The organism is Streptomyces sp. 1331.2, assembly GCF_900199205.1.
Lineage (GTDB): Bacteria > Actinomycetota > Actinomycetes > Streptomycetales > Streptomycetaceae > Kitasatospora.
Map to the genome: position 1 here is coordinate 4,788,838 of NZ_OBMJ01000001.1, position 21,953 is coordinate 4,810,790.

Here is a 21,953-nt window from a genome sequence, read left to right on the forward strand (position 1 = left end):
GTGCGCGAAGGGCCCCGCCCCGCCGCTGGGGGAGCAGCGGCGGGGCGGGGCCCTTCGGGCGGGTGTGACGCGGGGCGTCAGGCCTTGGCCACGTCCTCGATCTCGTCGTCGTCCTCGCGACCGGGGGTCTTGAGGTTGAACTTGGTGATCGCGAAGCGGAACACGAAGTAGTAGATCGCGGCGAAGACCAGGCCGAGCGGGATGATCATCCACGGACTGGTGGCCTTGCTCCAGGCCAGCGCGTAGTCGATCAGGCCGCCGGAGAACGTGAAGCCGTCGTGCACGCCGAGCGCCCAGGTGACGGCCATCGAGACGGCGGTGAGCAGCGCGTGGATGACGTACAGGGCCGGGGCGATGAAGACGAAGGAGAACTCGATCGGCTCGGTGACACCGGTGACGAAGGAGGTCAGGGCCAGCGACACCATCATGCCGGTGACGGCCTTGCGGCGGTGAGGCTTGGCGGTGTGGGCGATGGCCAGCGCGGCGGCGGGCAGCGCGAACATCATGATCGGGAAGAAGCCCGACATGAACTGCCCGGCGGTCGGGTCGCCGGCGAAGAAGCGGTGCAGGTCACCGTGCACGACGACGCCGTCGGGGCCGGTGAAGTCACCGGTCTGGAACCAGGCGTAGGAGTTCACGAACTGGTGCATGCCGACGGGCAGCAGACCGCGGTTCACCAGGCCGAAGGCACCTGCGCCGAACGAGCCGGCGCCGATCAGGGTGTCGTTCATGCTCTTGATGGCATCGCCGACCGGGCCCCAGGTCAGGGCGAAGAGCACACCGACGGCGGTGCCGACGAAGGCCATGATGATCGGGACGAGGCGACGGCCGTTGAAGAAGCCGAGCCAGTCGACCAGCCTGGTGCGGTGGTACTTCTGCCAGAGCACGGCGGCCAGAAGGCCGATCACGATGCCGCCGAGCACGCCCGGGTCCTGGTAGACCGGCTCGACCCACTTGCCGTCGGCGATGTGCCCCTCGGTGACGGGGAACGCGGTGAGCACCTTCTGGTACACCAGGAAGCCGACGAGGGCGGCGAGGGCGGTGGAGCCGTCGGCCTTCTTGGCGAAGCCGATCGCGATACCCACGGCGAACAGCAGCGGCAGGGCACCGAAGACGCCGTTGCCGGCGGCCGCGAAGACCGCGGCGACCTTGTCCCAGCCCAGGCCGTCCTTGCCGAAGACGTCGTCCTGGCCGAGGCGCATCAGCAGGCCGGCGGCGGGGAGCACCGCGATGGGCAGCTGCAGGCTGCGGCCGATCTTCTGCAGACCCTGGAGGAGGTTCTGGCCGAACTTCTTGGCGGGGCTGGGCGTGGCCGGAGCCGTGGCGGGCGCCGGTGCCTGCGCAGACTGACTCATGGGGGTGGGTTCCTAACGGCATGGCGGTCGGTCGGGGGAAGGCACAGGGGCCGGACCGCGAACTGGTCTACACCACGGGTGGTGTAGACCAGTTTTGTAGCACGGGCGGAGAACCGGAGGAACCCGGAAAGCGCCGTCTCCGGGAAGCGCTATGAAATCGAAACCTACTCACCGGACAACGATCATGATTACCCGCCGTGATGGGGATTTTGGCTAATTGCGCAACAAAAGCACGACCCCGCCCGTCAGGGACGTCGGTCCTTTGTGGAAATGCCGAAGGCCCCCGGACGGCGAGTCCGGAGGCCAATGCGGGTGATGACCGGTGACGCTCTGTTTCAGGCCTTGGTGACGTCCTCGACTTCGCCCTCCTCCTCCCGCCCCGGCGTTTTCAGGTCGAATTTGACGATGATGAACCGGAAGAGCGCGTAGTACACGGCGGCGAAGCAGAGGCCGATGACGATGATCAGCCAGGGCTTGGTGGCCAGCCCCCAGTTGATGACGTAGTCGATCAGGCCGGCCGAGAAGCTGAACCCGTCGTGCACCCCCAGTCCCCAGGTCACCGCCATCGAGGCGCCGGTCAGCAGGGCGTGCACCGCGTACAGGGCCGGGGCGATGTAGGCGAAGGAGTACTCGATCGGCTCGGTGACACCGGTGACGAAGGAGGTCAGGCCGACCGAGAGCATCAGGCCGTAGATCTCCTTGCGACGGTGCGGCTTGGCCGAGTGCGCGATGGCGAGGGCGGCCGCCGGCAGCGCGAACATCATGATCGGGAAGAAGCCGGTCTGGAACTGGCCGGCCGTCGGGTCGCCCGCCAGGAAGCGCGGGATGTCGCCGTGCACGACGGAGCCGTCCGGCTTGGTGAACTCGCCGAACTGGAACCAGACGAAGGTGTTCAGCAGCTGGTGCATGCCGATCAGCAGCAGCGCCCGGTTGAACAGGCCGAAGATGCCGGCGCCCCCCGCGCCCAGATCGGCCAGGTTCTGCGAGAAGTCGTTGAGGCCGCGACCGATCGGCGGCCAGACCCAGAGCGCGAGGCAGGCGGTCAGCATGCCGACCAGGGCGGTGATCATCGGCACCAGACGGCGCCCGTTGAAGAAGCCCAGCCAGTCGACCAGCTTGGTGCGGTGGAAGCGCACCCACAGCCAGGCCGACATCAGGCCGATCAGGATCCCGCCCAGCACCCCCGGGTTCTGGTACGTCGCGACGGCCGCCTTCGCCGAGGTGTAGTCCACGCACTGCTCGCCGACCAGGACGGTCGGTGGCTTGCAGTGCTCCGGGAAGGCGTGCAGCACCCTGTAGTAGACGAGGAATCCGACCACGGCCGCCAGAGCCGTCGAGCCGTCCGCCTTCTTGGCCATGCCGATCGCCACGCCGATGCAGAACAGCATCGGCAGGCCGAGCGAGGAGTCGAGCAGCGCGCCGCCGGCCGCGGCGAAGACCTTGGCGACGTTGTTCCAGCCCAGGCCGTCCTTGCCGAACACGTCCGGCTGGCCGAGCCGGTTGAGGATGCCCGCGGCCGGGAGCACCGCCACCGGCAGCTGCAGCGAGCGGCCCATCTTCTGGAGACCGCCGTAGAAGGTGTGCCACCACACGGTCTGCGGGGCCGTGGCTCCTGCCGAACTCATCCTTCACCCTCCGGAACCGGTTGCCGGCCGGAGGCCCCTGCGGGACCCCGGGCGGAGTCCAGGAACGCCCGGGGTCCTTTCTGCGTTCATCGGAGTACACATATATTGGTGTAGACCACTTTGGGACGCAGGTCGCACTCCGGGACTCCGGCCCCGCTGATCGTCATCCTCGGGCGACGACCAGGAGCCTGCCCGCCGGAATGGGCCGAAAGTGGACTAACGTGGCAGACCGGACCGACCCGGGTGATGCTGGTCGCGCCGCACGCCGGCACGACCGCAGCTGAATCCGCGTCAGCCAGCGGTACGGACCTCGCCGCCCCACGGCCGAGGGACACCCCCCACCGCACAGCCCACAGCACAGCCCCACCGCACAGCGCAGAAACGGCACCCGGCAGAGCCGCCGACGAGCCGAGACAGAGGGAGAAAACAGATGGCCAGCAAGGCTGAGAAGATCGTCGCCGGTCTGGGCGGCATCGACAACATCGAAGAGGTCGAAGGCTGCATCACCCGCCTGCGCACCGAGGTCAAGGACGCCGGCCTGGTCGACGAAGCCGCCCTCAAGGCCGCCGGCGCCCACGGCGTCGTCAAGATGGGCACCGCGATCCAGGTCGTCATCGGCACCGACGCCGACCCGATCGCCGCCGACATCGAAGACATGATGTGAGCTGAGCCACCCCGGCCCACCAACCCCGGCCCGCCGCCCCCTCCACGGGAACGGCGGGCCGAGGCGTGCCACAAGCCGACCGTGCGCCCGGACGCATCCGAACCGCCGTCCGGAGCCACTACGCTCAGTGCCTATGTCACGCATCGACGGCCGCACCCCCGAACAACTCCGCCCGATCACCATCGAACGCGGCTGGAGCAAGCACGCCGAAGGCTCCGTCCTCATCTCCTACGGCGACACCAAGGTGCTGTGCACCGCCAGCGTCACCGAAGGCGTCCCGCGCTGGCGCAAGGGCAGCGGCGAAGGCTGGGTCACCGCCGAATACTCCATGCTCCCCCGCGCCACCAACACCCGCGGCGACCGCGAAGCCGTCAAGGGCCGCATCGGCGGCCGTACCCACGAGATCAGCCGGCTCATCGGCCGCTCGCTGCGCGCCGTCATCGACCACCGCGCCCTCGCCGAGAACACCATCGTCCTCGACTGCGACGTCCTCCAGGCCGACGGCGGCACCCGCACCGCCGCCATCACCGGCGCCTACGTCGCCCTCGTCGACGCCGTCGCCTGGGCCCGCGACAAGAAGATCCTGCGCGCCAAGGGCCAGCCCATCACCGGCGGCGTCAGTGCCGTCAGCGTCGGCATCATCGACGGCACCCCCATGCTCGACCTCCGGTACGAGGAGGACGTGCGCGCCGAGACCGACATGAACATCGTCTGCACCGCCGACGGCCGCTTCGTCGAGGTCCAGGGCACCGCCGAAGGTGCACCCTTCGACCGCGACCTCCTCAACCGGCTCCTCGACCTCGGCAGCCTCGGCTGCGCCGAACTGGACGAGATCCAGCGCAAGGCCCTCGAAGGCTGAACCGGCCCGGGCCCCACGGCCGTAGTCCGGGCCGGACGCCCCACTGCCGGACCCCAGCCGCTGTACAGGCCGGGCCCGCAGACCGTACGGTTCCCGCAGCACCCCCGCTGCGGGAACCGCGCACCCCCCGGCGCGCGTCCCCCACTACGGAACCCGCGCCCCACAGGAGGACCGGATGCCGTCCAGCATCGCCCGCCCCGCCGCCCTCGCCGTGGCCGGACTGATCGCGATCCTCCCGCTCAGCATGGTGAGTTGCTCCGCCGCGCAGAAGGCGATCGACTGCGGCAACACCGCCGTGAAGATCACCGGCGACATCGCCGACGTCACCAAGGCCTACGACAACTCCAGCAACGACTCGGCCGCCGCCGGGAAGGCCCTGCAGAAGCTCAAGAACGACCTCGACCAGGTCGGGAAGAACTCCAAGAACACCGACGTCGCCAAGGCCGTCACCGACCTGCAGAAGCAGGTCGAGAACGTGCAGCACGCCGCCGACAAGAACCAGGTCCCCGACCTCAAACCGCTCGGCGACGCCGCCGGCAACCTCACCTCGGCCTGCACCGGCTGACGGTCCCGAGCCTCTGGATAGGGTGGGCGATATGTCCACCCGTCTGATCCTCGCCACCCGCAACCAGCACAAGGTCGCCGAGCTGCGCGCCATCCTCACCGACGCCGGCCTCGATGTCGAACTCGTCGGCGCCGACGCCTACCCGGAGATCCCCGACGTCCCCGAGACCGGCGTCACCTTCGCCGAGAACGCCCTGCTCAAGGCCCACGCCCTGGCCCGCGCCACCGGCCTGCCCGCCGTCGCCGACGACTCCGGCCTCTGCGTGGACGTCCTCAACGGAGCACCCGGCATCTTCTCCGCCCGCTGGGCCGGCAAGCACGGCGACGACCGCGCCAACCTCGACCTGCTGCTCGCCCAGCTCTCCGACATCGCCGAACCCCACCGCGGCGCCCACTTCTTCTGCGCCGCCGCCCTGGCCCTGCCGGACGGCACCGAACGCGTCGTCGAGGGCCGCCTCCTCGGCACCCTGCGCACCGCTCCCGCGGGCGACGGCGGCTTCGGCTACGACCCGATCCTCCAGCCCCTCGGCGAAACCCGCACCTGCGCCGAGCTGACGGCGGCCGAGAAGAACGCCATCAGCCACCGCGGCCAGGCCTTCCGCGCCCTGGCGCCGGTGGTCAGGGAGCTCATCGGCTGACGACTCGCAGGAACGAGGATGGCCCGCCTCCCTTCGATTCGAAGGGAGGCGGGCCATTTCACGCGTACGCCCGGAGGGATTCGAACCCACGACAAAGCGGACCTAAACCGCTCCTCTCTACCGCTGGAGTACGGGCGCATACCAGCTCAAGCCTACCGGGTATCGGGGGTTCCAGCGCGAGGATTCCGGTTTCGGCCGCAGGAGGTCGGAGTGACGGAGTGGCAGTTCGGGCAGAGCAGCCGGAGGTTGTCCGGCCGATTGTCCGACCAGTCGCCGTTGAGGTGGCCGACCTCCGGGGTCATCGGCCTACCGCGCCACTCGGGGCCGGTGTCGCAGCCCTCGCATCGCTCGGGGCGGCCGAGTTCGGCCGAAGCGCTGCGGGATGTTTGGCTGCTGATTACCAATTGGTACAGACCTATTGACCTATGTGGTTCAGACCACATAGCTTCTGCGCCAATTGAATCCCCCACGTGCGTGCTCCCCCACAGGCATGCGCCGACACTCTCTCCTGGAGGACCGAGTGTTGATCCGAACCACGGCGGAGCAGCGTCCCACCGCTGCCGTCCGCCGGAAGAGCGCCCGGGCCGGTGTGGCCTCGTTGGCGGCGGCTTCGTTGGCCGGGTTGTTGATGGCGACGCTGGGTGCGGCGCCCTCGCAGGCGTCGGCGGCTGTCGACAACGCGTCCTGTCGGCCGGACGGGCTGTACCAGACCCCCGGGGTGGACGTCCCGTACTGTTCCGTCTACGACTCCGGCGGGCGCGAGAAGATGGGCGCGGACCACCAGCGCCGCATCATCGGCTACTTCACGGGCTGGCGCACCGGGAAGAACGGTGACCAGCCGTACTTGGTGAGCGACGTCCCCTGGGACAAGGTCACCCACCTCAACTACGCCTTCGGGCACGTCGGTGGCGACAACAAGCTGTCGGTCGGTGCGGACGGCCCGGCCAACGAGGCGACCGGGATCTCCTTCCCGGGCGTGCCCGGTGCCGAGTTGGACCCGACCCTGCCGTACAAGGGTCACTTCAACCTGCTGACGAAGTTCAAGAAGCAGTACCCGAACGTCAAGACGCTGATCTCGGTCGGTGGTTGGACCGAGACCGGCGGCTATTTCGGGGACGACGGCAAGCGGGTGAACTCCGGCGGCTTCTACTCGATGACCGTCAACCCGGACGGCAGCGTCAACCAGGCCGGCATCGACACCTTCGCCGCCTCGTCGGTCGACTTCGTCCGCAAGTACGGCTTCAACGGCGTCGACATCGACTACGAGTACCCGACCTCGATGAAGGATGCCGGTAACCCGCTGGACTGGCAGCTCGCCAACTCCAAGCGCGGTTCGCTGGCCAAGGGGTACGCGGCGCTGATGAAGACGCTGCGGGAGAGCCTGGACAAGGCCGGTGCCGCCGACGGCCGGCACTACCTGCTGTCGGTCGCGGCCCCGTCCTCCGGCTACCTGCTGCGCGGCATGGAGACCTTCCAGGTGGCGCAGTACCTGGACTACGTCAACATCATGTCGTACGACCTGCACGGCGCGTGGAACAAGTACGTCGGCCCGAACGCCTCGCTGTTCGACGACGGCAAGGACGGTGAGCTGGCGGCCGCCAACGTGTACGGCACGGCGCAGTACGGCGGCATCGGCTACCTGAATGCCGACTGGTCGTACCACTACTTCCGCGGGGCGATGCCCGGTGGTCGGATCAATGTCGGACTGCCGTACTACACCCGTGGTTTCAAGAACGTGCAGGGCGGCACCAACGGTCTCTGGGGTACGGCGTCCGCGACCAGCTGTCCGGTGGGCTCGGGTCTGACCTCCTGCGGTGACGGTGCGGTCGGCATCGACAACATCTGGAACGACAAGGACGACGCGGGCAAGGAGTCCCCGGCCGGGTCGAACCCGATGTGGCACGCGAAGAACCTGGAGAAGGGCGTCCTGCCCGACTACCTGGCCAAGTACGGCGTGACGGACACCGCGTTGCAGGGCAGCTACGTCCGCAACTACAGCTCCAGTCTGGTGGCGCCGTGGCTGTGGAACGACGCCAAGAAGGTGTTCCTCTCCACCGAGGACGAGCAGTCGGTGGGTGCCAAGGCGGACTACATCGTCAACCAGGGCGCCGGCGGCGCGATGATCTGGGAGCTGGCGGGCGACTACCGGTGGGACGCCGGGGCCAACGGCGGCAAGGGCGAGTACGTGCCCGGTTCGACGCTGACCTCGCTGATGTACGACAAGTTCAAGTCGGCGACGCCGTACGGCGCGACCCGTTCGACGGTCGCGCTGCCGCAGCAGACCCTGCCGGTCGACGTGTCGTTCACCAACTTCGCGCTGGGCGACTCGAACTACCCGATCAACCCGAAGCTGCACATCGTCAACAATTCGACGGTGACCCTGCCGGGCGGGACCGAGTTCCAGTTCGACTACTCCAACTCGGCTCCGGGCAACGCCAAGGACCAGTCGGGCTTCGGTCTGCAGGTCATCCGGCAGGACAATCCGGGCCCGGGCAACGTGGGCGGGCTGAAGGGCACCTACAACCGGGTGTCGGTCAAGCTTCCGGGCTGGCAGTCGCTGGCGCCGGGTGCCTCGGTCGACATCGATGTCGTCTACTACCTGCCGGTGTCCACGCCGTCCAACTGGACGGTGAACGTGGGCGGCACGCTGTACGGGATCAAGGGCGACCTGTCCCGGGGCGCGGTGGACGGGGGTACGACGCCTCCCACCACGCCTCCGACGACCCCGCCGACCACTCCGCCGACGACGCCTCCCACGACCCCGCCGACCACGCCGCCGGCCGGTTGCGCGGGTGCGCCGAGCTGGGACGCGGGCACCACCTACGCGAGCCCCACCAAGGTCTCGTGGAAGGGCCGCTACTACCAGAACAAGTGGTGGACCAAGGGCGATGACCCCACGGCGAGCGGCGCGTGGGGAGTCTGGAGCGACCTCGGGGCCTGCTGAGCGGTGAGCGGCCCGCGGAGGTGAGGGACGGCGGTGGCGGCGCACCCGGTCGGGGGGTGTGCCGCCACCGCTTCGTCGTGGGCGAGCGGGCTCAGGCCTCGATCTTGAGGTCGCGCAGCAGCTTGGCGACGTGGCCGGTGGCCTTGACGTTGTACAGCGCGTGCTCGACCTTGCCCTGCTCGTCGACGATCACGGTGGAGCGGATCACGCCCTGGTAGGTGCGGCCGTAGTTCTGCTTCTCGCCGTAGGCGGCGTACGCCTCCAGGACCTTGTGGTCCGGGTCGGAGAGCAGGGTGACCTTGAGGTTCTCGGTCTCGCGGAACTTGCCGAGCTTCTCCGGCTGGTCGGGCGAGATGCCGATGACGTCGTAGCCGGCGCCCGCGAAGACCTCCAGGTTGTCGGTGAAGTCGCAGGCCTGCTTGGTGCACCCCGGAGTGAGCGCCTTGGGGTAGAAGTAGACGATGACCTTGCGGCCCGCGTGGTCGGCGAGGGACACCTGGTTGCCGTCGGCGTCGGACAGGCTGAAGGCGGGCGCGGTGTCGCCGGGCTGGAGACGCTCAGTCATGGGTGGACTCTCCTGGTGCGTGCTGCTGCTGGGACGGGCTGGACGGGCGGTCGTACCACGGCCAACTTACCTCCGATGGTGGGTGGGGCCGCGCGGTCGTGCGCGGCAGCTGACACACTGGGTCAGTCGCAGGACAACATCGGCAAGTGAATGGGGTGGCCCGAGTGGGCGAGGCGAGCACGCAGGACAAGTCGGCGCGGACGACCGCCCAGATCGAGGCGGACATCGAGAGCGCGCGCGGCCGGCTGGCGGCGACCCTGGACGAGTTGGCCGTCCGTGTCCACCCGAGCACGATCTCCGCCCAGGTCAAGGCGAAGGCGGTGGCCACCGTCGAGGAGAAGGCGGGCCGGGCGTACGTGGCCGCCAGCGGCCTGGTGGACAAGGTCAAGGCGCAGTTCGTGGACGAGAAGGGGCAGCCGCGCAAGGAGCGGATCGTCCCGGCGGCGCTGGTCGGCGCGGGTCTGGTGCTGCTGGTCGCCTCGTCGCGCAAGCGCCGCAAGGACTGACGGGGCTGACCGCTGGGGCGGGTGGGGGCCGGGCCCGGTGGGTGCCCGGCCTTCCGTGTGTCTCCCGGCGTCTCCGGCGTCTCCGGCGTCGCCGGGGTCTGCGTGGTCTCCGGGGTCTGCGTGGTCGCCGAGGTTTCCCGTGTCTCCCGCGCACCTTCCGGATGTCGGCCCAGCGTCACGCCGCGCGTCCGGGGGCGGTACCTTCGGGACCGTGAGTACGAACCACGAGACCCACCCCGACCACCCGCACGAGCCGACGCGGCACGACCGGCTGGGCGAGAAGCTGCCGATCCGCATGCTGCACGACCGGGTGCTGGTGCGCATCGAGGGCGCCGAGGGCGAGCGCCGGTCGACCGGCGGCATCCTGATCCCGGCGACCGCGGAGCTCAGTAAGAGGTGCACCTGGGCGGAGGCCGTGGCCGTCGGCCAGAGCGTGCGCTCGGTGGAGCCGGGGGACCGGGTGCTGTACGACCCGGAGGACAAGCTGGAGGTCGAGGTCCGCGGCGCCACCTACGTGCTGCTGCGCGAGCGCGACCTGCACGCGGTGGCGGCGACCCGTTTCGGGGACACCGAGGGGTCGACCGGGCTGTACCTGTAGCGATCGGGCCCGTGGCGGCCGGCGGCGGTCTGCGCGTAGAGCTGTTCGCGGTCGGTGTCCGGCAGGCCGGACCAGAGCGGGGTGCGGATCATGCCGGCCCGGACGGCGTTGACCCGGATCGGGGCGAGTTCCACCGCGAGGGCCCGGCTCAGGGCCTCGATCGCCCCGCAGATGCTCGCGGCGACGCTCCGGCCAGGGCCGGGCCGCCGCCCGGCGGTGCCGGCCGGGCACCGGTGGGCGGGTGCACCCGGCGGCGGAACTCGCCCCGGGCGGTGCTTCGGGTGGGGCGGGATTGTCGGTGGTGGGCGCTAAGGTCCGGGCATGACGAGGCGTGTGCCGGTGATCGGTGATGGCGAGCGTCGGGCCCGGCTGGGGCGGCGGCAGGCGTTGGCTCCTTCGGCGCGGGCGGCGCGGGTGGAGGACGTGGCCGACGCGGTGGTCGGGCTGCACGCGACGGACGCGGCCACGGTGTACCTGTCGGCGTGCGCGCGGCTGGTGGTGCCCTCGGCGGCGGAGGTGGACCGCGCGCTGTACGAGGACGTGTCGCTGGTGAAGCTGCTGTCGATGCGGCGGACGATCTTCGCGGTGACGGAGGGCCTGGCGCCGTACGTGAGTTCGGGGGCGGCGCGGGCGATCGCGGCCAAGGAGCGGGCGACGCTGCTCAAGCACCTGCGGGACCACGCCGAGGGCTGGGACGAGGCGCGGCTGGCCGCGGCGGAGCGCGAGGTGCTGGCGGCGTTGGCAGTGCGCGGGGAGGCGACGACCAAGGAACTCGCCGAGGACGTCCCGCAGTTGCGCGAGACGATGCTGATGTCGGCGGGCAAGCCGTACGAGGCACGGCAGAGCGTGGGCAGTCGGCTGCTGCGGCTGTTGGCCTCGGACGGGCACGTGCGGCGCTGCCGTCCGCGTGGTTCGTGGCTGAGCAGCAGCTATCCGTGGGCGCTGGTGCCGCAGTGGCCGGAGGTGCCGGTGCGGGAGGCGAAGGCGGAGGTGGTGCGGCGCTGGCTGGGGGCGTACGGGCCGGGCACGGTCGAGGACGTGAAGTGGTGGACGGGCTGGACGCTGGGGGAGGTCCGCCGGGCGCTGGCGGACGTCGGTGCGCAGGAGGTGGAGCTGGCGGGCGGGGTGGCCGGGTTGGTGCTGCCGGGGGACGAGGCGCCGGTGAAGGAGCCCGAGCCGTGGGCGGCGTTGCTGCCGGCGCTGGATCCGGCGGTGATGGGCTGGCGGGGGCGGGACTGGTACCTGCGGCCGGAGGACGTGCCGGGGCTGTTCGACCGGGCGGGCAATGCCGGGCCGACGGTGTGGTGGTGCGGTGAGGTGGTGGGCGGTTGGGCGCAGCGGGCCGACGGCGAGGTGGTGTGGCGACTGTTCCGGGACGTCGGGGTGGCGGCGGAGCGGGCGGTGGCGGCGGAGGCGGCGCGCTTGGCGGGCTGGTTGGGGGAGGTGCGGGTGACGCCGCGGTTCCGGACGCCGGTGGAGCGGGAGTTGGTGGCGGGGCGGTAGTTCCCGCTCGGGCTTGCCGTCAGGGCGTGGGTGTCGCCACCGGGTGGGTGGCGGGGCCGTCGGTGGCGGTGGGCGGGTCGGTGGGCCGGGGCGGCCGGGTCTGGGTGGGCCGGGCGCTGGGGCTGGGCTGTTCGCGGCTGGGGGTGGGCTGCGGGGCCTGCGGGCTGGGGGTGCCGGGCCCGGGGGCGGGTTCGCCGGTGGCGGGGGGTGCGCTGGGGGCGTGGGTGGGGGCGGTGTCCGGTGCGGGGGTGGGGCCGGTGGGCCGGCTGTCGCCGGTGGGGGTGGTGCTGCTGGGGCTGGTGCTGGCGGTGGGGGTGGGCCAGGTGTAGGTGGTGGGGGTGTCCCCGGTCTGCAGGTCGAACTGCTGGGTGGGGGTGCCGGTCAGGGCGGCGGTCATGTAGGCGGTCCAGATCCTGGTGGGGAAGGTGCCGCCGTTGATCCGGGTGAGTCCGGCGGTGCCGGCCAGGGGTTCCTTGGCGTGGGTCTTCGGGTTCTCGCGGAACAGGCCGACGGTGGTGGTGAGTTCGGGGGTGTAGCCGGCGAACCAGGCGGAGAGGTTGGAGTCGGTGGTGCCGGTCTTGCCGGCGGCGGGGCGGCCGAGGTCGAGGGCGGCGGCGCCGGTGCCGCGGGGGCTGACGACGTCGCGCAGGACGTCGGTGACGGAGTCGGCGAAGCCGCGGCCGATGGCGTCGGTGGGGTTGTGGTCGGGCATTTTGGGGACGTCGACGGCGCCGCCGGGGTTGACCCGTTCGAGTTTGAGGACGGACCACGGGGTGTGGGCCTGGCCGTGGTTGGCGAGGGTGGCGTAGGCGCCGGCCAGGTCGAGGGCGCTGGGGGTGGCGGTGCCGAGGGTCATCGAGGTGTTGGCGGGGTCCATGCCGCGGACGCTGTCGGGGATGCCGAGTCTGACGGCGGTCTCCCGGACGCGGGCGAGGCCGGCGTCCACGCCCTCCTGGGCGTAGACGGAGTTGACGGACTTCACCATGGCGTGGCGCAGGGTGATGTCGCCGTAGTCGATGCCGTCCTCGTTGGGCGGCGCGTAGGGGGTGGGGCCGCCGGTGACGGGGCGTTCGCTGGTGCCGTCGTAGCGGGTTTCGGTGGTGATGGGGCGGCCGTCGAGGGTGTGCTGGGCGAGCAGGCCGGCGGCGAGGTCGATCGGTTTGAAGGTTGAGCCGATCTGGTTGTCCTGGCGCAGGGCGTCGTTGTAGGGCTGTTTGGCATAGTCGGGGCCGCCGTAGACTGCGACGACGCGGCCGGTGGCGGGTTCGACGGAGGCGCCGGCGACGCGGACGTCGGTGTCGGTGGTGGGGCGGGCCGTGGGGTCGAGTTCGTCGGTGAGTTCGTCCTGGACGGCCTTGACGAAGGCGTCCTGGTGGGGCTTGTCGAAGGTGGTGGTGATCCGCCAGCCGCCGGCCTTGAGGGTGGCGGCGTCGATGGTGCCGGAGGAGATCAGGTAGTCGTCGGCGACGCCGACGAGGTAGCCGGCCTGGCCGGCGAGGCCGGTGGCGGGCTGGGGGTCGATGGGGTCGGGGAAGGTGGCGGCGGTGCGGTCGGCGGTGGTGAGGAAGCCGAGTTGGACCATGCCGTCGAGGGTGTAGTTCCAGCGGGCCATGGCCTTCTCGCGGTTGGCGGGGGTGGCCGTCTTCACGTCGTAGAGGCTGGGGGCCTGGAGCAGGGAGGCGAGGTAGGCGCCCTGGGTGAGGGTGAGTGCGGAGGCGTCGACGCCGTAGTAGGCGTGGGCGGCGCTCTGGATGCCGTAGGCGCCGCGGCCGAAGTAGCTGCTGTTGAGGTACCCGGCGAGGATGTCCCGCTTGTCGCGCTGCTGGTCGACCTTGAGGGCGATGAGGAGTTCGCGGCCCTTGCGCTCGATGGTCCGGTCCTGGGTCAGGTAGTAGTTCTTGACGTACTGCTGGGTGATGGTGGAGCCGCCCTGCATGCCCTTGCCGGTGAGGGTGTTCCAGCCGGCCCGGAGCATGCCCGTCAGGTCGATGCCGCGGTTCTGGTAGAAGGTGCGGTCCTCGGCGGAGACGACGGCCTGCTGGGTCTGCAGCGGGATCTGGTCGATGGTGACGTCGGTGCGGTTGACGGCGCCGGTGCGGGCGATCTCGGTGGTGCCGTCGGCGTAGAGGTAGATGTTGTTCTGGGCGACGGCGTGGGCGTTGGCGTCGGGCACCGGGACGATGACGTAGAGCACGGCGAAGCTGCCGACGGCGATCAGGAACAGCGCGGTGAGGGTGCCGAGGGTGATCCGCCAGGTGGGCAGGAGCCGGCGCCAGAGCGGGAGGGCACGGCGGGCCTCGCGGCGGGCGGCCCGTTTGGCCTGGCGGCGGGTGCTCAAGGTCATGCGGAGATTATGTGCTATTTGACGTCCGCTCAGCGGTGGGTGGGGCTGGTCGTCGGGCTCGGGAAATCCGGCCGCGGGGCTGGTCGGTGGGATCCGGAAATCCGGGTGCGGGCGCTGGTCGGTGGGCTCGGGAAATCCGGGTGCGGGGGCTGGTCGTCGGCGGTACGGTGAAAGGTGCAAACCGGATAGCGCATCCACTTCGGCAGCTCCGCCCCCCCGCCCGGTACCCCCGGGTGTGGCCGGCCGGGGCCGCTGGGGTGTGCGCCGGTGTCGGGCGGTATCTCCCTGCGCCCGTAATTGTCGATAAGGAGACAATATGCTGAACGCTGCCCCCGCCGGGGCGAGGCCCCCCGATCCGGCGGAGGCCCCGGCCGCCTCCCCCGGGCCCGACCCGGCCGCCCCGCCTGGGCTCCACGCCGCCGCCTCGTTCGGGCTCTACGCCGCCGTCGCCCGCGGCGCCTTCCGCCGCTACGCCACCTACCGCGCCGCCACCCTGGCCGGCACCTTCACCAACACCGTCTTCGGCATCATCCTCGCCTCCTCCTTCCTCGCCCTGTGGCAGGCCCGCCCCGGCCTCGGCGGCTACGACCAGAGCCAGGCCGTCACCTACATCTGGATCAGCCAGGCCCTGCTGGTCACCGTCGCGGTGTGGGGCGGCGGCTTCCAGGACGACCTCCAGGACCGATTCCGCAGCGGCGACATCGCCGTCGACCTCTACCGTCCGGTCGACTTCCAGGGCTGGTGGCTGGCCACCGATCTCGGCCGTGCCGCCTTCCAACTGCTGGTCCGCGGCACCGGGCCGCTGCTTGTGGGCGCCCTGGTGTTCCGCACCCGGATGCCCGAACAGCCGCTGACCTGGGCGTTCTTCCTGCTCTCGGTGCTGCTCGCGGTCGTGGTCAGCTTCGGGCTGCGGTTCCTGGTCTCGATCACCGGCTTCTGGCTGCACGACTCGGAGGGCGTGCGCTCGGTGATGCTGGTGGTCTCGATGTTCTTCTCCGGCATGCTGCTGCCGATCGCGCTGTTCCCCGGCCTGCTCGGCGACCTCGCCCCGGTGCTGCCCTGGGCGGCGCTGGTGAAGGTGCCGACGGACGTCTTCCTGGAGCGCGCGAGCGGCAGCGGCCTGCTCGGCGCGCTCGGCTTCCAACTCGCCTGGGCGGCCGCGCTGCTGGCCGCCGGCCGGGGCGCGCAGTGGCTGGCGACCCGTCGGGTGGTGGTGCAGGGTGGCTGAGCAGCTCACGGCTCCCCGCCGGGATCCCCGCGCGACCCGCCACGATCCGCTCGCGACCCGCCGTGATCCGCTCGCGGCGCGGGCCGCCTGGGCGCTGCGCTCCTGGTGGCTCTGCGCCCGGATGTGGATGCGCTCGATGATGGCCTACCGGGCGTCCTTCGCACTGAACCTGCTGGCCAGTCTGGCCATCCACTCCCTCGACTTCGTGGTGCTGGTGATCATGTTCCGGCACACCGACCGGCTCGGCGGCTGGAACCTGCCGGAGATCGCCTTCCTCTACGCCACCGCGACCTTCTCGCTCGGCGTCGCCAACATGCTGGTCGGCTCGGTCGACGGCCTCGGCGTGCGGATCGTCAACGGCTCCCTGGACACCATGCTGATCCGCCCCGCCCCCGCGCTCTCCCAGCTGTGCGCCGAACGCTTCTCGCTGCGCCGGCTCGGCCGCCCCCTGCAGGCCGTGGCGGTGCTGGTCTGGTCGCTCACCGCCCTGGACGTGCACTGGACCTGGGACCGGGTGCTGCTCGTACCCGTCCTGCTGGTCTGCGGCAGCGTCATCTTCGGCGCGATCTACGTCGGCGGCGCCACCGTCCAGTTCTGGTGGGGCGAGTCCAAGGAGATCCAGAACTCCTTCACCTACGGCGGCGCGACCCTGCTGCACTACCCACCGACGATCTTCGCCAAGGAACTGGTCGCCGGGGTGGTCTTCGGCGTCCCGCTGGCCTTCGTCAACTGGCTGCCCGCCCTGCACATCCTCGGCCGCCCGGACCCGCTCGGCCTGCCCACGGCCTTCCAGTACGCCTCCCCGGTCGCGGCCGCCCTCTGCGTCGCCGCCGCCGGGCTCGCCTGGCGCGCCGGGCTGCGCGCCTACCGCGGGACGGGCAGCTGAACGGCCGCCCGGGCCGCCGCCCGGGCCGTCGGGGCCGCCGCCCGGGCCGTCAACCGAACCATCGTCGCTCGCAAGGAGTTTCCATGGCACTGATCGAACTCCAGGACGTCCACCGCAGCTTCACCGTACGGGCCCGCACCGGCCGGTTCAGCCGGACCAAGCGCGAGGTGCGCGCGGTGGACGGGCTCAGCTTCACCGTCGAGGCCGGCGAGTGCGTCGGCTACATCGGGCCCAACGGCGCCGGCAAGTCCACCACCATCAAGATGCTCACCGGCATCCTCGTCCCCAGCTCCGGACGGCTGCGGGTGGCCGGGGTCGACCCGGCCCGCGAACGCGTCACACTGGCCCGCCGGATCGGCGTCGTCTTCGGGCAGCGCACCACCCTCTGGTGGGACCTCCCGCTGCGCGACTCCTTCGAACTCGCCCGCCGGATCTACCGCATCCCCGACCAGCGGTACCGCGAGAACCTCGACCGCTGCGTCGAACTGCTCGATCTGGGCGCCCTCTTGGACACCCCCGTCCGTCAGCTCTCGCTCGGCCAGCGGATGCGCGGCGACCTCGCGGCGGCGCTGCTGCACGACCCCCAGGTGCTCTACCTGGACGAACCGACCATCGGCCTGGACGTGGTCAGCAAGGGCAAGGTGCGCGAGTTCCTGCGCGAGGTCAACCGCGACCGGGGCACCACCGTGCTGCTCACCACGCACGACCTGACCGACATCGAACAGCTCTGCGACCGGGTGATGGTGATCGACCACGGCCGGGTGGTGTACGACGGCGGGCTGGACGGCCTGCACGCCACCGGCCGCAGCGAGCGCACGCTCGTGGTGGACCTCGCCGAGGCCCGGGCCCCGATCGAGGTGGCCGGGGCGCGGGTGGTCAAGGTCGAGGGGCCGCGCCAGTGGCTGGCCTTCCCGGCGCAGCAGAGCGCCGCGCCGATCGTGGCGGCGGTCGCGGAGCGGTACCCGCTGGTGGACCTCTCGGTGCGCGAGCCGGCCATCGAGGACGTGATCGCCCGGATGTACGCGGAGGTCGCGATCGGCTGAGCGGGCGGCGAGGGCGTCGGGGTCGTCGGGGTCGTCCGGTCGCTGTGCGTTCGTGGGCGCGTGTGGTGTTCGTGCGTACGGTGGCCGGGCGGGTGTTCTGCTCGCCGTCGCCGGTGCGGGTGACGGTCGTGACTCCGGGGTCCGGAGCCGAGTTGGCCGTTCGTCACCTGCCGAGACCAGGACCGGAGGCCCGCCGCCCGATGGCCGTACCCGACGTGACCGTGGTGGTCGTGGTCTCCGACGCCGTGTCCGTGGGCTTCGCCGACTCGGCGCCGGCCTGGGCGCCGGCCGACGCCAAGCTGCTCCGAACGGACCTCGTCCGGTGCCACGGGCTGTGCCGCAACGAGGAGTCGACGGTCTACTCGGACCAGCCGTTCACCCCGGAGGTCTGCCCGCGGGCGGGCGGGGGGTCCGTCCTCGCCGACTGCGACTGCTGCTTCCTGGTGCTGCGTGAGGACCTGGGCTACCGCACCGAGCGGGCCGGGGTGCTGGACCGGCTGCGCGGGATCGTCGCGCTGCAGCAGGTGGCCGCCGAACTGGCGGAGCCGGGCGAGGAGTTGGACGCCATCCGGGTGCGCAGCTTCAGCTGGGACGTGCCGCGGCTGCTGGGGGACGGCTTCCTGCTGCTGGACGCCGGGCTGCAGGAGCGGGTGTGCCGCGAAGTGGCCCGGCTGGTCGAGCGGTTCGGCGCCCGCGAGGTGTACCACCGGCTGCCGGCCGCCGGGCGGGTGCGGCTCGAACTCGCCGCGGCCGTAAGGCCGGAGGCGCTGCGCGACCAGATCCGCTACGAGGCCGCGCACGGTGAGCCGCCGACGGTCGTGGAGGGCCGACGGCACTACGCGGGCTACCCGGCGTTCCGGGACGGCCGGCTCGGGCTGGCGGACGAGCTGTTCCTGCTGCGGGAGGATCCGGTGGTCGAGGCGGCTCCGCCGCTGAACCTCGCCCAGCAGCTGTGGCGCGGCGTCGTCCCGGCCCAGGTGCGGCGCGGGCTGCGGCGGATCGTGCCGGGCGGGGCGGCGTGGCGGGCTGCCCTCGGCCGGCCGTCCGGGGTGTGAGGGGGCGCCGTCCGGCGGTTGTCCCGGGGTGCCCGCCCCGGCCGTGCCCTGGGTGACGGCGCGTACGCCCGGCGTGAGGGTGGTCTGCACGCCCGGCGCGTGATCGCGAGGCGCGCCCTCGCCCGCGCCGGGCACCGGGCAGACTGGCGGGGTGAGTGACGAAGCCTTCAGCGGGACCGGCCCCGGGGTCCGGTTCACCGCGGCCGATGAGCAGAAGAGACAGGGCGTCCGCCGGATGAAGACCATCGCGACCGGCCTGCTGGCCTTCGCGACCCTCGTCTTCGCCCTCTCCACCTGGGCCAAGGCGGCCGGGGCCGGCGCCTGGGCGGGCTACCTGGCGGCCGCCGCCGAGGCGGGCATGGTGGGCGCGCTGGCCGACTGGTTCGCGGTGACCGCGCTGTTCCGCCGCCCCTTCGGCCTGCCGATCCCGCACACCGCGATCATCCCGACCAAGAAGGACGCCTTCGGGCGCTCGCTCGGCGACTTCGTCGGCGACAACTTCCTCTCCGGGCACGTGGTGCGCGGGCGCCTCGCGGCGCTCGGCATCGGCCGCCGGCTGGGGGAGTGGCTGGCCGCGCCGGGCAGCGCCGAGCGGGTCACCAAGGAGGCCTCGGCGGCGCTGCGCGGCTTGCTCGCAGTGCTGCGCGACGACGACGTGCGGGCGGTGGTCGCCGAGGCGGTGACCAGGCGGGCCGCCGCCACCTCGGTGGCCGAGCCGATGGGCCGGATGCTCGGCAAGGTGGTCGCGGACGGCGGCCACCACGGCGTGGTGGACCTGGTGGCCGTCCGCGCGCACGGCTGGCTGACCGACAACCACGAGGACGTGGTGCAGAAGGTGACCCAGAAGACCCCGGGCTGGACGCCCAAGTTCATCGACCACCAGGTCGGCGAGCGGGTCTACAAGGAGCTGCTGCGCTTCGTCACCGACATCCGCGACGACCCGGACCACCCGGCCCGCGGCGCGATCGACAACTTCCTCGCCGACTTCGCGACCGAGCTGCAGACCGACCCGGAGACCATTGCCCGGGTCGAGCGCGCCAAGGGTGAGCTGCTGGCCCGCCCCGAGGTGCAGGACCTGATCAACTCCACCTGGACGGCCGTGCGCACCCTGGTGATGGGCGCGGCCGAGGACGAGGACAGCGAACTGCGCCGGCGCATCCGCGAGGGCGTGCGGCGCTTCGGCGAGCGCCTGGCCACCGACCCCAAGCTGCAGGCCAAGGTCGACGGCTGGCTCCAGGACGCCGCCCAGTACCTGGTCGACACCTACCGTGCCGAGATCACCTCGCTGATCTCCGAGACGGTGGCGGGCTGGGACGCCGACGAGGCCTCCCGCAAGATCGAGGCCAACGTCGGCCGCGACCTGCAGTTCATCCGGATCAACGGAACCGTGGTCGGCGCCCTGGCCGGGCTCCTGATCCACACCGTGGCGTCCGCGCTCGGGGGGTGAGCCGGGCGCCGTCCCTCCGGGGCGGGCGGGGTGTCCGTCCCTCCGGAGTGAGCCGGGCGCCGTCCCTCCGGGGCGGGCCGGCCTCGGCCTATGCTTGCCAGCACTGTCGGAACGCGCGTAGAAGGCGCGGAGAAGGAAGTAGGGCACCGCCGTGGTCCAGCCGGACGGAAGTCGGATCGGAAACCCCACCGGTAACACCGGGAGCACCGGTGGCACCGGAAGCGCGAGCGGCATCGAGGCGTTCATCGCCGGGATGCCCAAGGCGGAACTGCACGTCCACCACGTCGGCTCGGCCTCGCCGCGCGTCGTCGCCGAACTGGCCGCCCGCCACGCCGGGGCGTCCAAGGTGCCGACCGACCCGGCGGCGCTCGCCGAGTACTTCACCTTCACCGACTTCGCGCACTTCATCGAGGTCTACCTGAGCGTCGTGGACCTGGTCCGGGACGCCGAGGACGTCCGGGCGCTGACCTACGGCGTCGCCGAGGACATGGCGCGCCAGAACATCCGGTACGCCGAGCTGACCATCACGCCGTTCTCCTCGGTCCGGCGGGGCATCCCCGAGGTCGCCTTCATGGAGGCGATCGAGGACGCCCGGCTGCGGGCCGAGAAGGAGCTCGGCGTGGTGCTGCGCTGGTGCTTCGACATCCCGGGCGAGGCCGGTCTGGAGGCGGCCGAGGTGACCGCCCGGCTGGCCACCGAGCTGGCCCCCGAGGGCCTGGTCAGCTTCGGCCTGGGCGGCCCGGAGATCGGCGTGCCGCGCCCGCAGTTCAAGCCCTACTTCGACCGGGCGCGCGCGGTCGGCCTGCGCAGCGTCCCGCACGCGGGCGAGACCACCGGGCCGGAGACGGTCTGGGACGCGATCCGGGTGCTCGGCGCCGAGCGCATCGGGCACGGCACCCAGGCGGTCAAGGACCCGGCGCTGCTCGACCACCTGGGCGAGCACCGGATCGCGCTGGAGGTCTGCCCGACCTCCAACATCGCCACCCGGGCCGTGGAGCGGATCGAGGACCACCCGATCAAGCAGATGGTGGACGCCGGTCTGCTGGTGACGGTCAACAGCGACGACCCGCCGATGTTCGGCACCGACCTCAACACCGAGTACGCGGTGGCGGCGCGGCTGCTGGGTCTGGACGAGGCCGGGGTGGCGGCGCTGGCCCGCAACGCGGTCGAGGCGTCCTTCCTGGACCAGGCGGGCAAGGCGAGGCTGGTCGGCGAGATCGACGCCCACCTGGCGGGCTGGCGGCGCTGACCTGCCCCTTCCTCTGGTGTAGTGCACCGCAGCGCACCGCCCCGTCGGCTTCGGCCGGCGGGGCGGTGCCGTTTTCCGGGCCCTTCGAGGGGCCCTCCAGCGGGTGGCGCCAAAGTGGTGCCATCAATGACTCGACATGGCACCACTGCTGTGCCATGCTTGAGCCATGGACCTCACGCCGTACGTCGAAAACCTCCGGAACGAGCTCGCGGTGGCCGCCGCAGCCGGCGGGGACGAAGCCCGCGCGCTGGCCGATCGGCTGACGCTCCCGCTGGAGTCGGCCGTGCGGCTCACCCTGCTCAATGCGCTCTCGGCCGCCATGGGCGAGGTCACCCGAGACCTCGCTCCCGGATCGGTGGACGTGCGCCTGCGCGGGCTCGACCCGGAGTTCGTGGTGACGGCGCCGCCGGGCCCGGAGGGTTTCCACGGCGATGCGGCGCCGGTGGTGCCGCCCGTGGTGCCACCGATGGTGCCGCCCATGGTGCCGCCCATGGCGCCGCCGATGGTGCCTCCGGTGGCTCCGACGGCGGCGGTGCCGGAGTCGGACGAGAGCGGCACCGCCCGGATCAACCTGCGTCTGCCCGCCAACCTCAAGGCCCGGGCGGAGGAGGCCGCCGGACAGGAGGGCCTCTCCCTCAACGCCTGGCTGGTCCGGGCCGTCGCCGGGGCGCTGGAGGGCGGTCAGCCGGCCGCCCGCCCGGCCGCCGACCCGGGCACCCGCGCCCCACGCAGCGGCGGCGGCCAGGGCTTCACCGGCTGGGTCCACTGACCCTTTCCACCGCCTGAACCGCCTCCGTCTCCACCCTCTGCACCTCCCCTGCACCTTCGACGTCACCCCCGCTCCGACCAGCGGGAACACCAACACGAGCCAACAGGACGG

Annotated in this window: 20 protein-coding genes and 1 tRNA gene; 15 read left to right on the plus strand and 6 right to left on the minus strand. The window is 71.6% G+C overall.

Going from position 1 to position 21,953, the window contains the following annotated elements:
• Window positions 1-77 precede the first annotated feature (77 nt).
• Window positions 78-1,355 (minus strand): PTS transporter subunit EIIC, encoded by a 1,278-nt coding sequence (locus CRP52_RS20550; protein ID WP_097237737.1) that lies wholly within the window; start codon window positions 1,353-1,355, stop codon window positions 78-80.
• A 335-nt stretch (window positions 1,356-1,690) separates the two neighbouring features.
• Window positions 1,691-2,980 (minus strand): PTS transporter subunit EIIC, encoded by a 1,290-nt coding sequence (locus CRP52_RS20555; RefSeq protein ID WP_097237738.1) that lies wholly within the window; start codon window positions 2,978-2,980, stop codon window positions 1,691-1,693.
• A gap of 430 nt (window positions 2,981-3,410) precedes the next feature.
• Here CRP52_RS20555 and CRP52_RS20560 point away from each other — a divergent pair, with 430 nt between their 5' ends.
• From CRP52_RS20560 to rdgB, 4 genes are all read left to right on the plus strand, one after another.
• A complete protein-coding gene (locus tag CRP52_RS20560; protein ID WP_097237739.1) occupies window positions 3,411-3,644 on the plus strand; it encodes a glucose PTS transporter subunit EIIB in 234 nt (77 codons plus the stop codon).
• A 133-nt stretch (window positions 3,645-3,777) separates the two neighbouring features.
• Window positions 3,778-4,503 carry a ribonuclease PH gene (gene rph, locus CRP52_RS20565; protein WP_097237740.1) on the plus strand — a complete coding sequence of 242 codons (726 nt, stop codon included), beginning with the start codon at window positions 3,778-3,780 and terminating at the stop codon, window positions 4,501-4,503.
• Window positions 4,504-4,678: 175 nt separating this feature from the next.
• Complete coding sequence (locus tag CRP52_RS20570) at window positions 4,679-5,068, plus strand: hypothetical protein (RefSeq protein WP_097237741.1); 390 nt, start codon at window positions 4,679-4,681, stop codon at window positions 5,066-5,068.
• A gap of 31 nt (window positions 5,069-5,099) precedes the next feature.
• Window positions 5,100-5,705, plus strand: coding sequence for an RdgB/HAM1 family non-canonical purine NTP pyrophosphatase (gene rdgB, locus CRP52_RS20575; RefSeq protein ID WP_097237742.1), 606 nt, complete (start codon window positions 5,100-5,102; stop codon window positions 5,703-5,705).
• Between the two features lie 65 nt (window positions 5,706-5,770).
• Here the strand turns inward: rdgB and CRP52_RS20580 are convergent.
• Window positions 5,771-5,843, minus strand: a tRNA-Leu gene (locus CRP52_RS20580).
• A gap of 490 nt (window positions 5,844-6,333) precedes the next feature.
• On the opposite strand from CRP52_RS20580, the gene CRP52_RS20590 reads away from it, so the two are divergent.
• Window positions 6,334-8,649, plus strand: coding sequence for a chitinase C-terminal domain-containing protein (locus CRP52_RS20590; RefSeq protein ID WP_257033102.1), 2,316 nt, complete (start codon window positions 6,334-6,336; stop codon window positions 8,647-8,649).
• 91 nt (window positions 8,650-8,740) lie between these two features.
• Here CRP52_RS20590 and bcp read toward each other — a convergent pair whose 3' ends face one another.
• Window positions 8,741-9,214 carry a thioredoxin-dependent thiol peroxidase gene (gene bcp, locus CRP52_RS20595; protein WP_097237744.1) on the minus strand — a complete coding sequence of 158 codons (474 nt, stop codon included), beginning with the start codon at window positions 9,212-9,214 and terminating at the stop codon, window positions 8,741-8,743.
• 164 nt (window positions 9,215-9,378) lie between these two features.
• Between bcp and CRP52_RS20600 the strand changes: the two genes are divergently transcribed.
• Both CRP52_RS20600 and CRP52_RS20605 read left to right on the plus strand, forming a co-directional pair.
• Window positions 9,379-9,720 carry a DUF3618 domain-containing protein gene (locus CRP52_RS20600; RefSeq protein WP_097237745.1) on the plus strand — a complete coding sequence of 114 codons (342 nt, stop codon included), beginning with the start codon at window positions 9,379-9,381 and terminating at the stop codon, window positions 9,718-9,720.
• Window positions 9,721-10,015: 295 nt separating this feature from the next.
• Window positions 10,016-10,318: a GroES family chaperonin gene (locus CRP52_RS20605; protein ID WP_097240225.1), complete on the plus strand. Its 303-nt coding sequence runs from the start codon at window positions 10,016-10,018 to the stop codon at window positions 10,316-10,318.
• Here the strand turns inward: CRP52_RS20605 and CRP52_RS20610 are convergent.
• The gene (locus tag CRP52_RS20610) at window positions 10,231-10,611 is read right to left on the minus strand and encodes an SDR family oxidoreductase (RefSeq protein WP_097237746.1); all 381 of its coding nucleotides are present in this window, start codon (window positions 10,609-10,611) and stop codon (window positions 10,231-10,233) included. The two genes, CRP52_RS20605 and CRP52_RS20610, sit on opposite strands and share 88 nt — an antisense overlap.
• Window positions 10,612-10,639: 28 nt before the next feature.
• On the opposite strand from CRP52_RS20610, the gene CRP52_RS20615 reads away from it, so the two are divergent.
• Window positions 10,640-11,821, plus strand: a complete 1,182-nt coding sequence (locus CRP52_RS20615) for a winged helix DNA-binding domain-containing protein (protein ID WP_097237747.1) — start codon at window positions 10,640-10,642, stop codon at window positions 11,819-11,821.
• 19 nt (window positions 11,822-11,840) lie between these two features.
• Here the strand turns inward: CRP52_RS20615 and CRP52_RS20620 are convergent, their stop codons facing one another.
• Window positions 11,841-14,165: a transglycosylase domain-containing protein gene (locus tag CRP52_RS20620; protein WP_143685792.1), complete on the minus strand. Its 2,325-nt coding sequence runs from the start codon at window positions 14,163-14,165 to the stop codon at window positions 11,841-11,843.
• A 316-nt stretch (window positions 14,166-14,481) separates the two neighbouring features.
• On the opposite strand from CRP52_RS20620, the gene CRP52_RS20625 reads away from it, so the two are divergent.
• The 7 genes from CRP52_RS20625 (at window position 14,482) to CRP52_RS20655 (ending at window position 21,842) form a co-directional block, all read left to right on the plus strand.
• Window positions 14,482-15,393 (plus strand): ABC transporter permease, encoded by a 912-nt coding sequence (locus tag CRP52_RS20625; RefSeq protein WP_097237748.1) that lies wholly within the window; start codon window positions 14,482-14,484, stop codon window positions 15,391-15,393.
• Window positions 15,386-16,279: an ABC transporter permease gene (locus CRP52_RS20630; RefSeq protein ID WP_257032728.1), complete on the plus strand. Its 894-nt coding sequence runs from the start codon at window positions 15,386-15,388 to the stop codon at window positions 16,277-16,279. Before CRP52_RS20625 ends, CRP52_RS20630 begins: the two co-directional genes overlap by 8 nt.
• Before the next feature lie 83 nt (window positions 16,280-16,362).
• Window positions 16,363-17,322, plus strand: coding sequence for an ABC transporter ATP-binding protein (locus tag CRP52_RS20635; protein WP_097237749.1), 960 nt, complete (start codon window positions 16,363-16,365; stop codon window positions 17,320-17,322).
• 200 nt (window positions 17,323-17,522) lie between these two features.
• Window positions 17,523-18,377 carry a hypothetical protein gene (locus CRP52_RS20640; protein ID WP_097237750.1) on the plus strand — a complete coding sequence of 285 codons (855 nt, stop codon included), beginning with the start codon at window positions 17,523-17,525 and terminating at the stop codon, window positions 18,375-18,377.
• A gap of 151 nt (window positions 18,378-18,528) precedes the next feature.
• Window positions 18,529-19,824 carry a DUF445 domain-containing protein gene (locus CRP52_RS20645; protein WP_097237751.1) on the plus strand — a complete coding sequence of 432 codons (1,296 nt, stop codon included), beginning with the start codon at window positions 18,529-18,531 and terminating at the stop codon, window positions 19,822-19,824.
• 175 nt (window positions 19,825-19,999) lie between these two features.
• Window positions 20,000-21,073 (plus strand): adenosine deaminase, encoded by a 1,074-nt coding sequence (locus tag CRP52_RS20650; RefSeq protein WP_373560566.1) that lies wholly within the window; start codon window positions 20,000-20,002, stop codon window positions 21,071-21,073.
• 166 nt (window positions 21,074-21,239) lie between these two features.
• Complete coding sequence (locus CRP52_RS20655) at window positions 21,240-21,842, plus strand: toxin-antitoxin system HicB family antitoxin (protein ID WP_097237752.1); 603 nt, start codon at window positions 21,240-21,242, stop codon at window positions 21,840-21,842.
• Window positions 21,843-21,953: the final 111 nt, after the last annotated feature.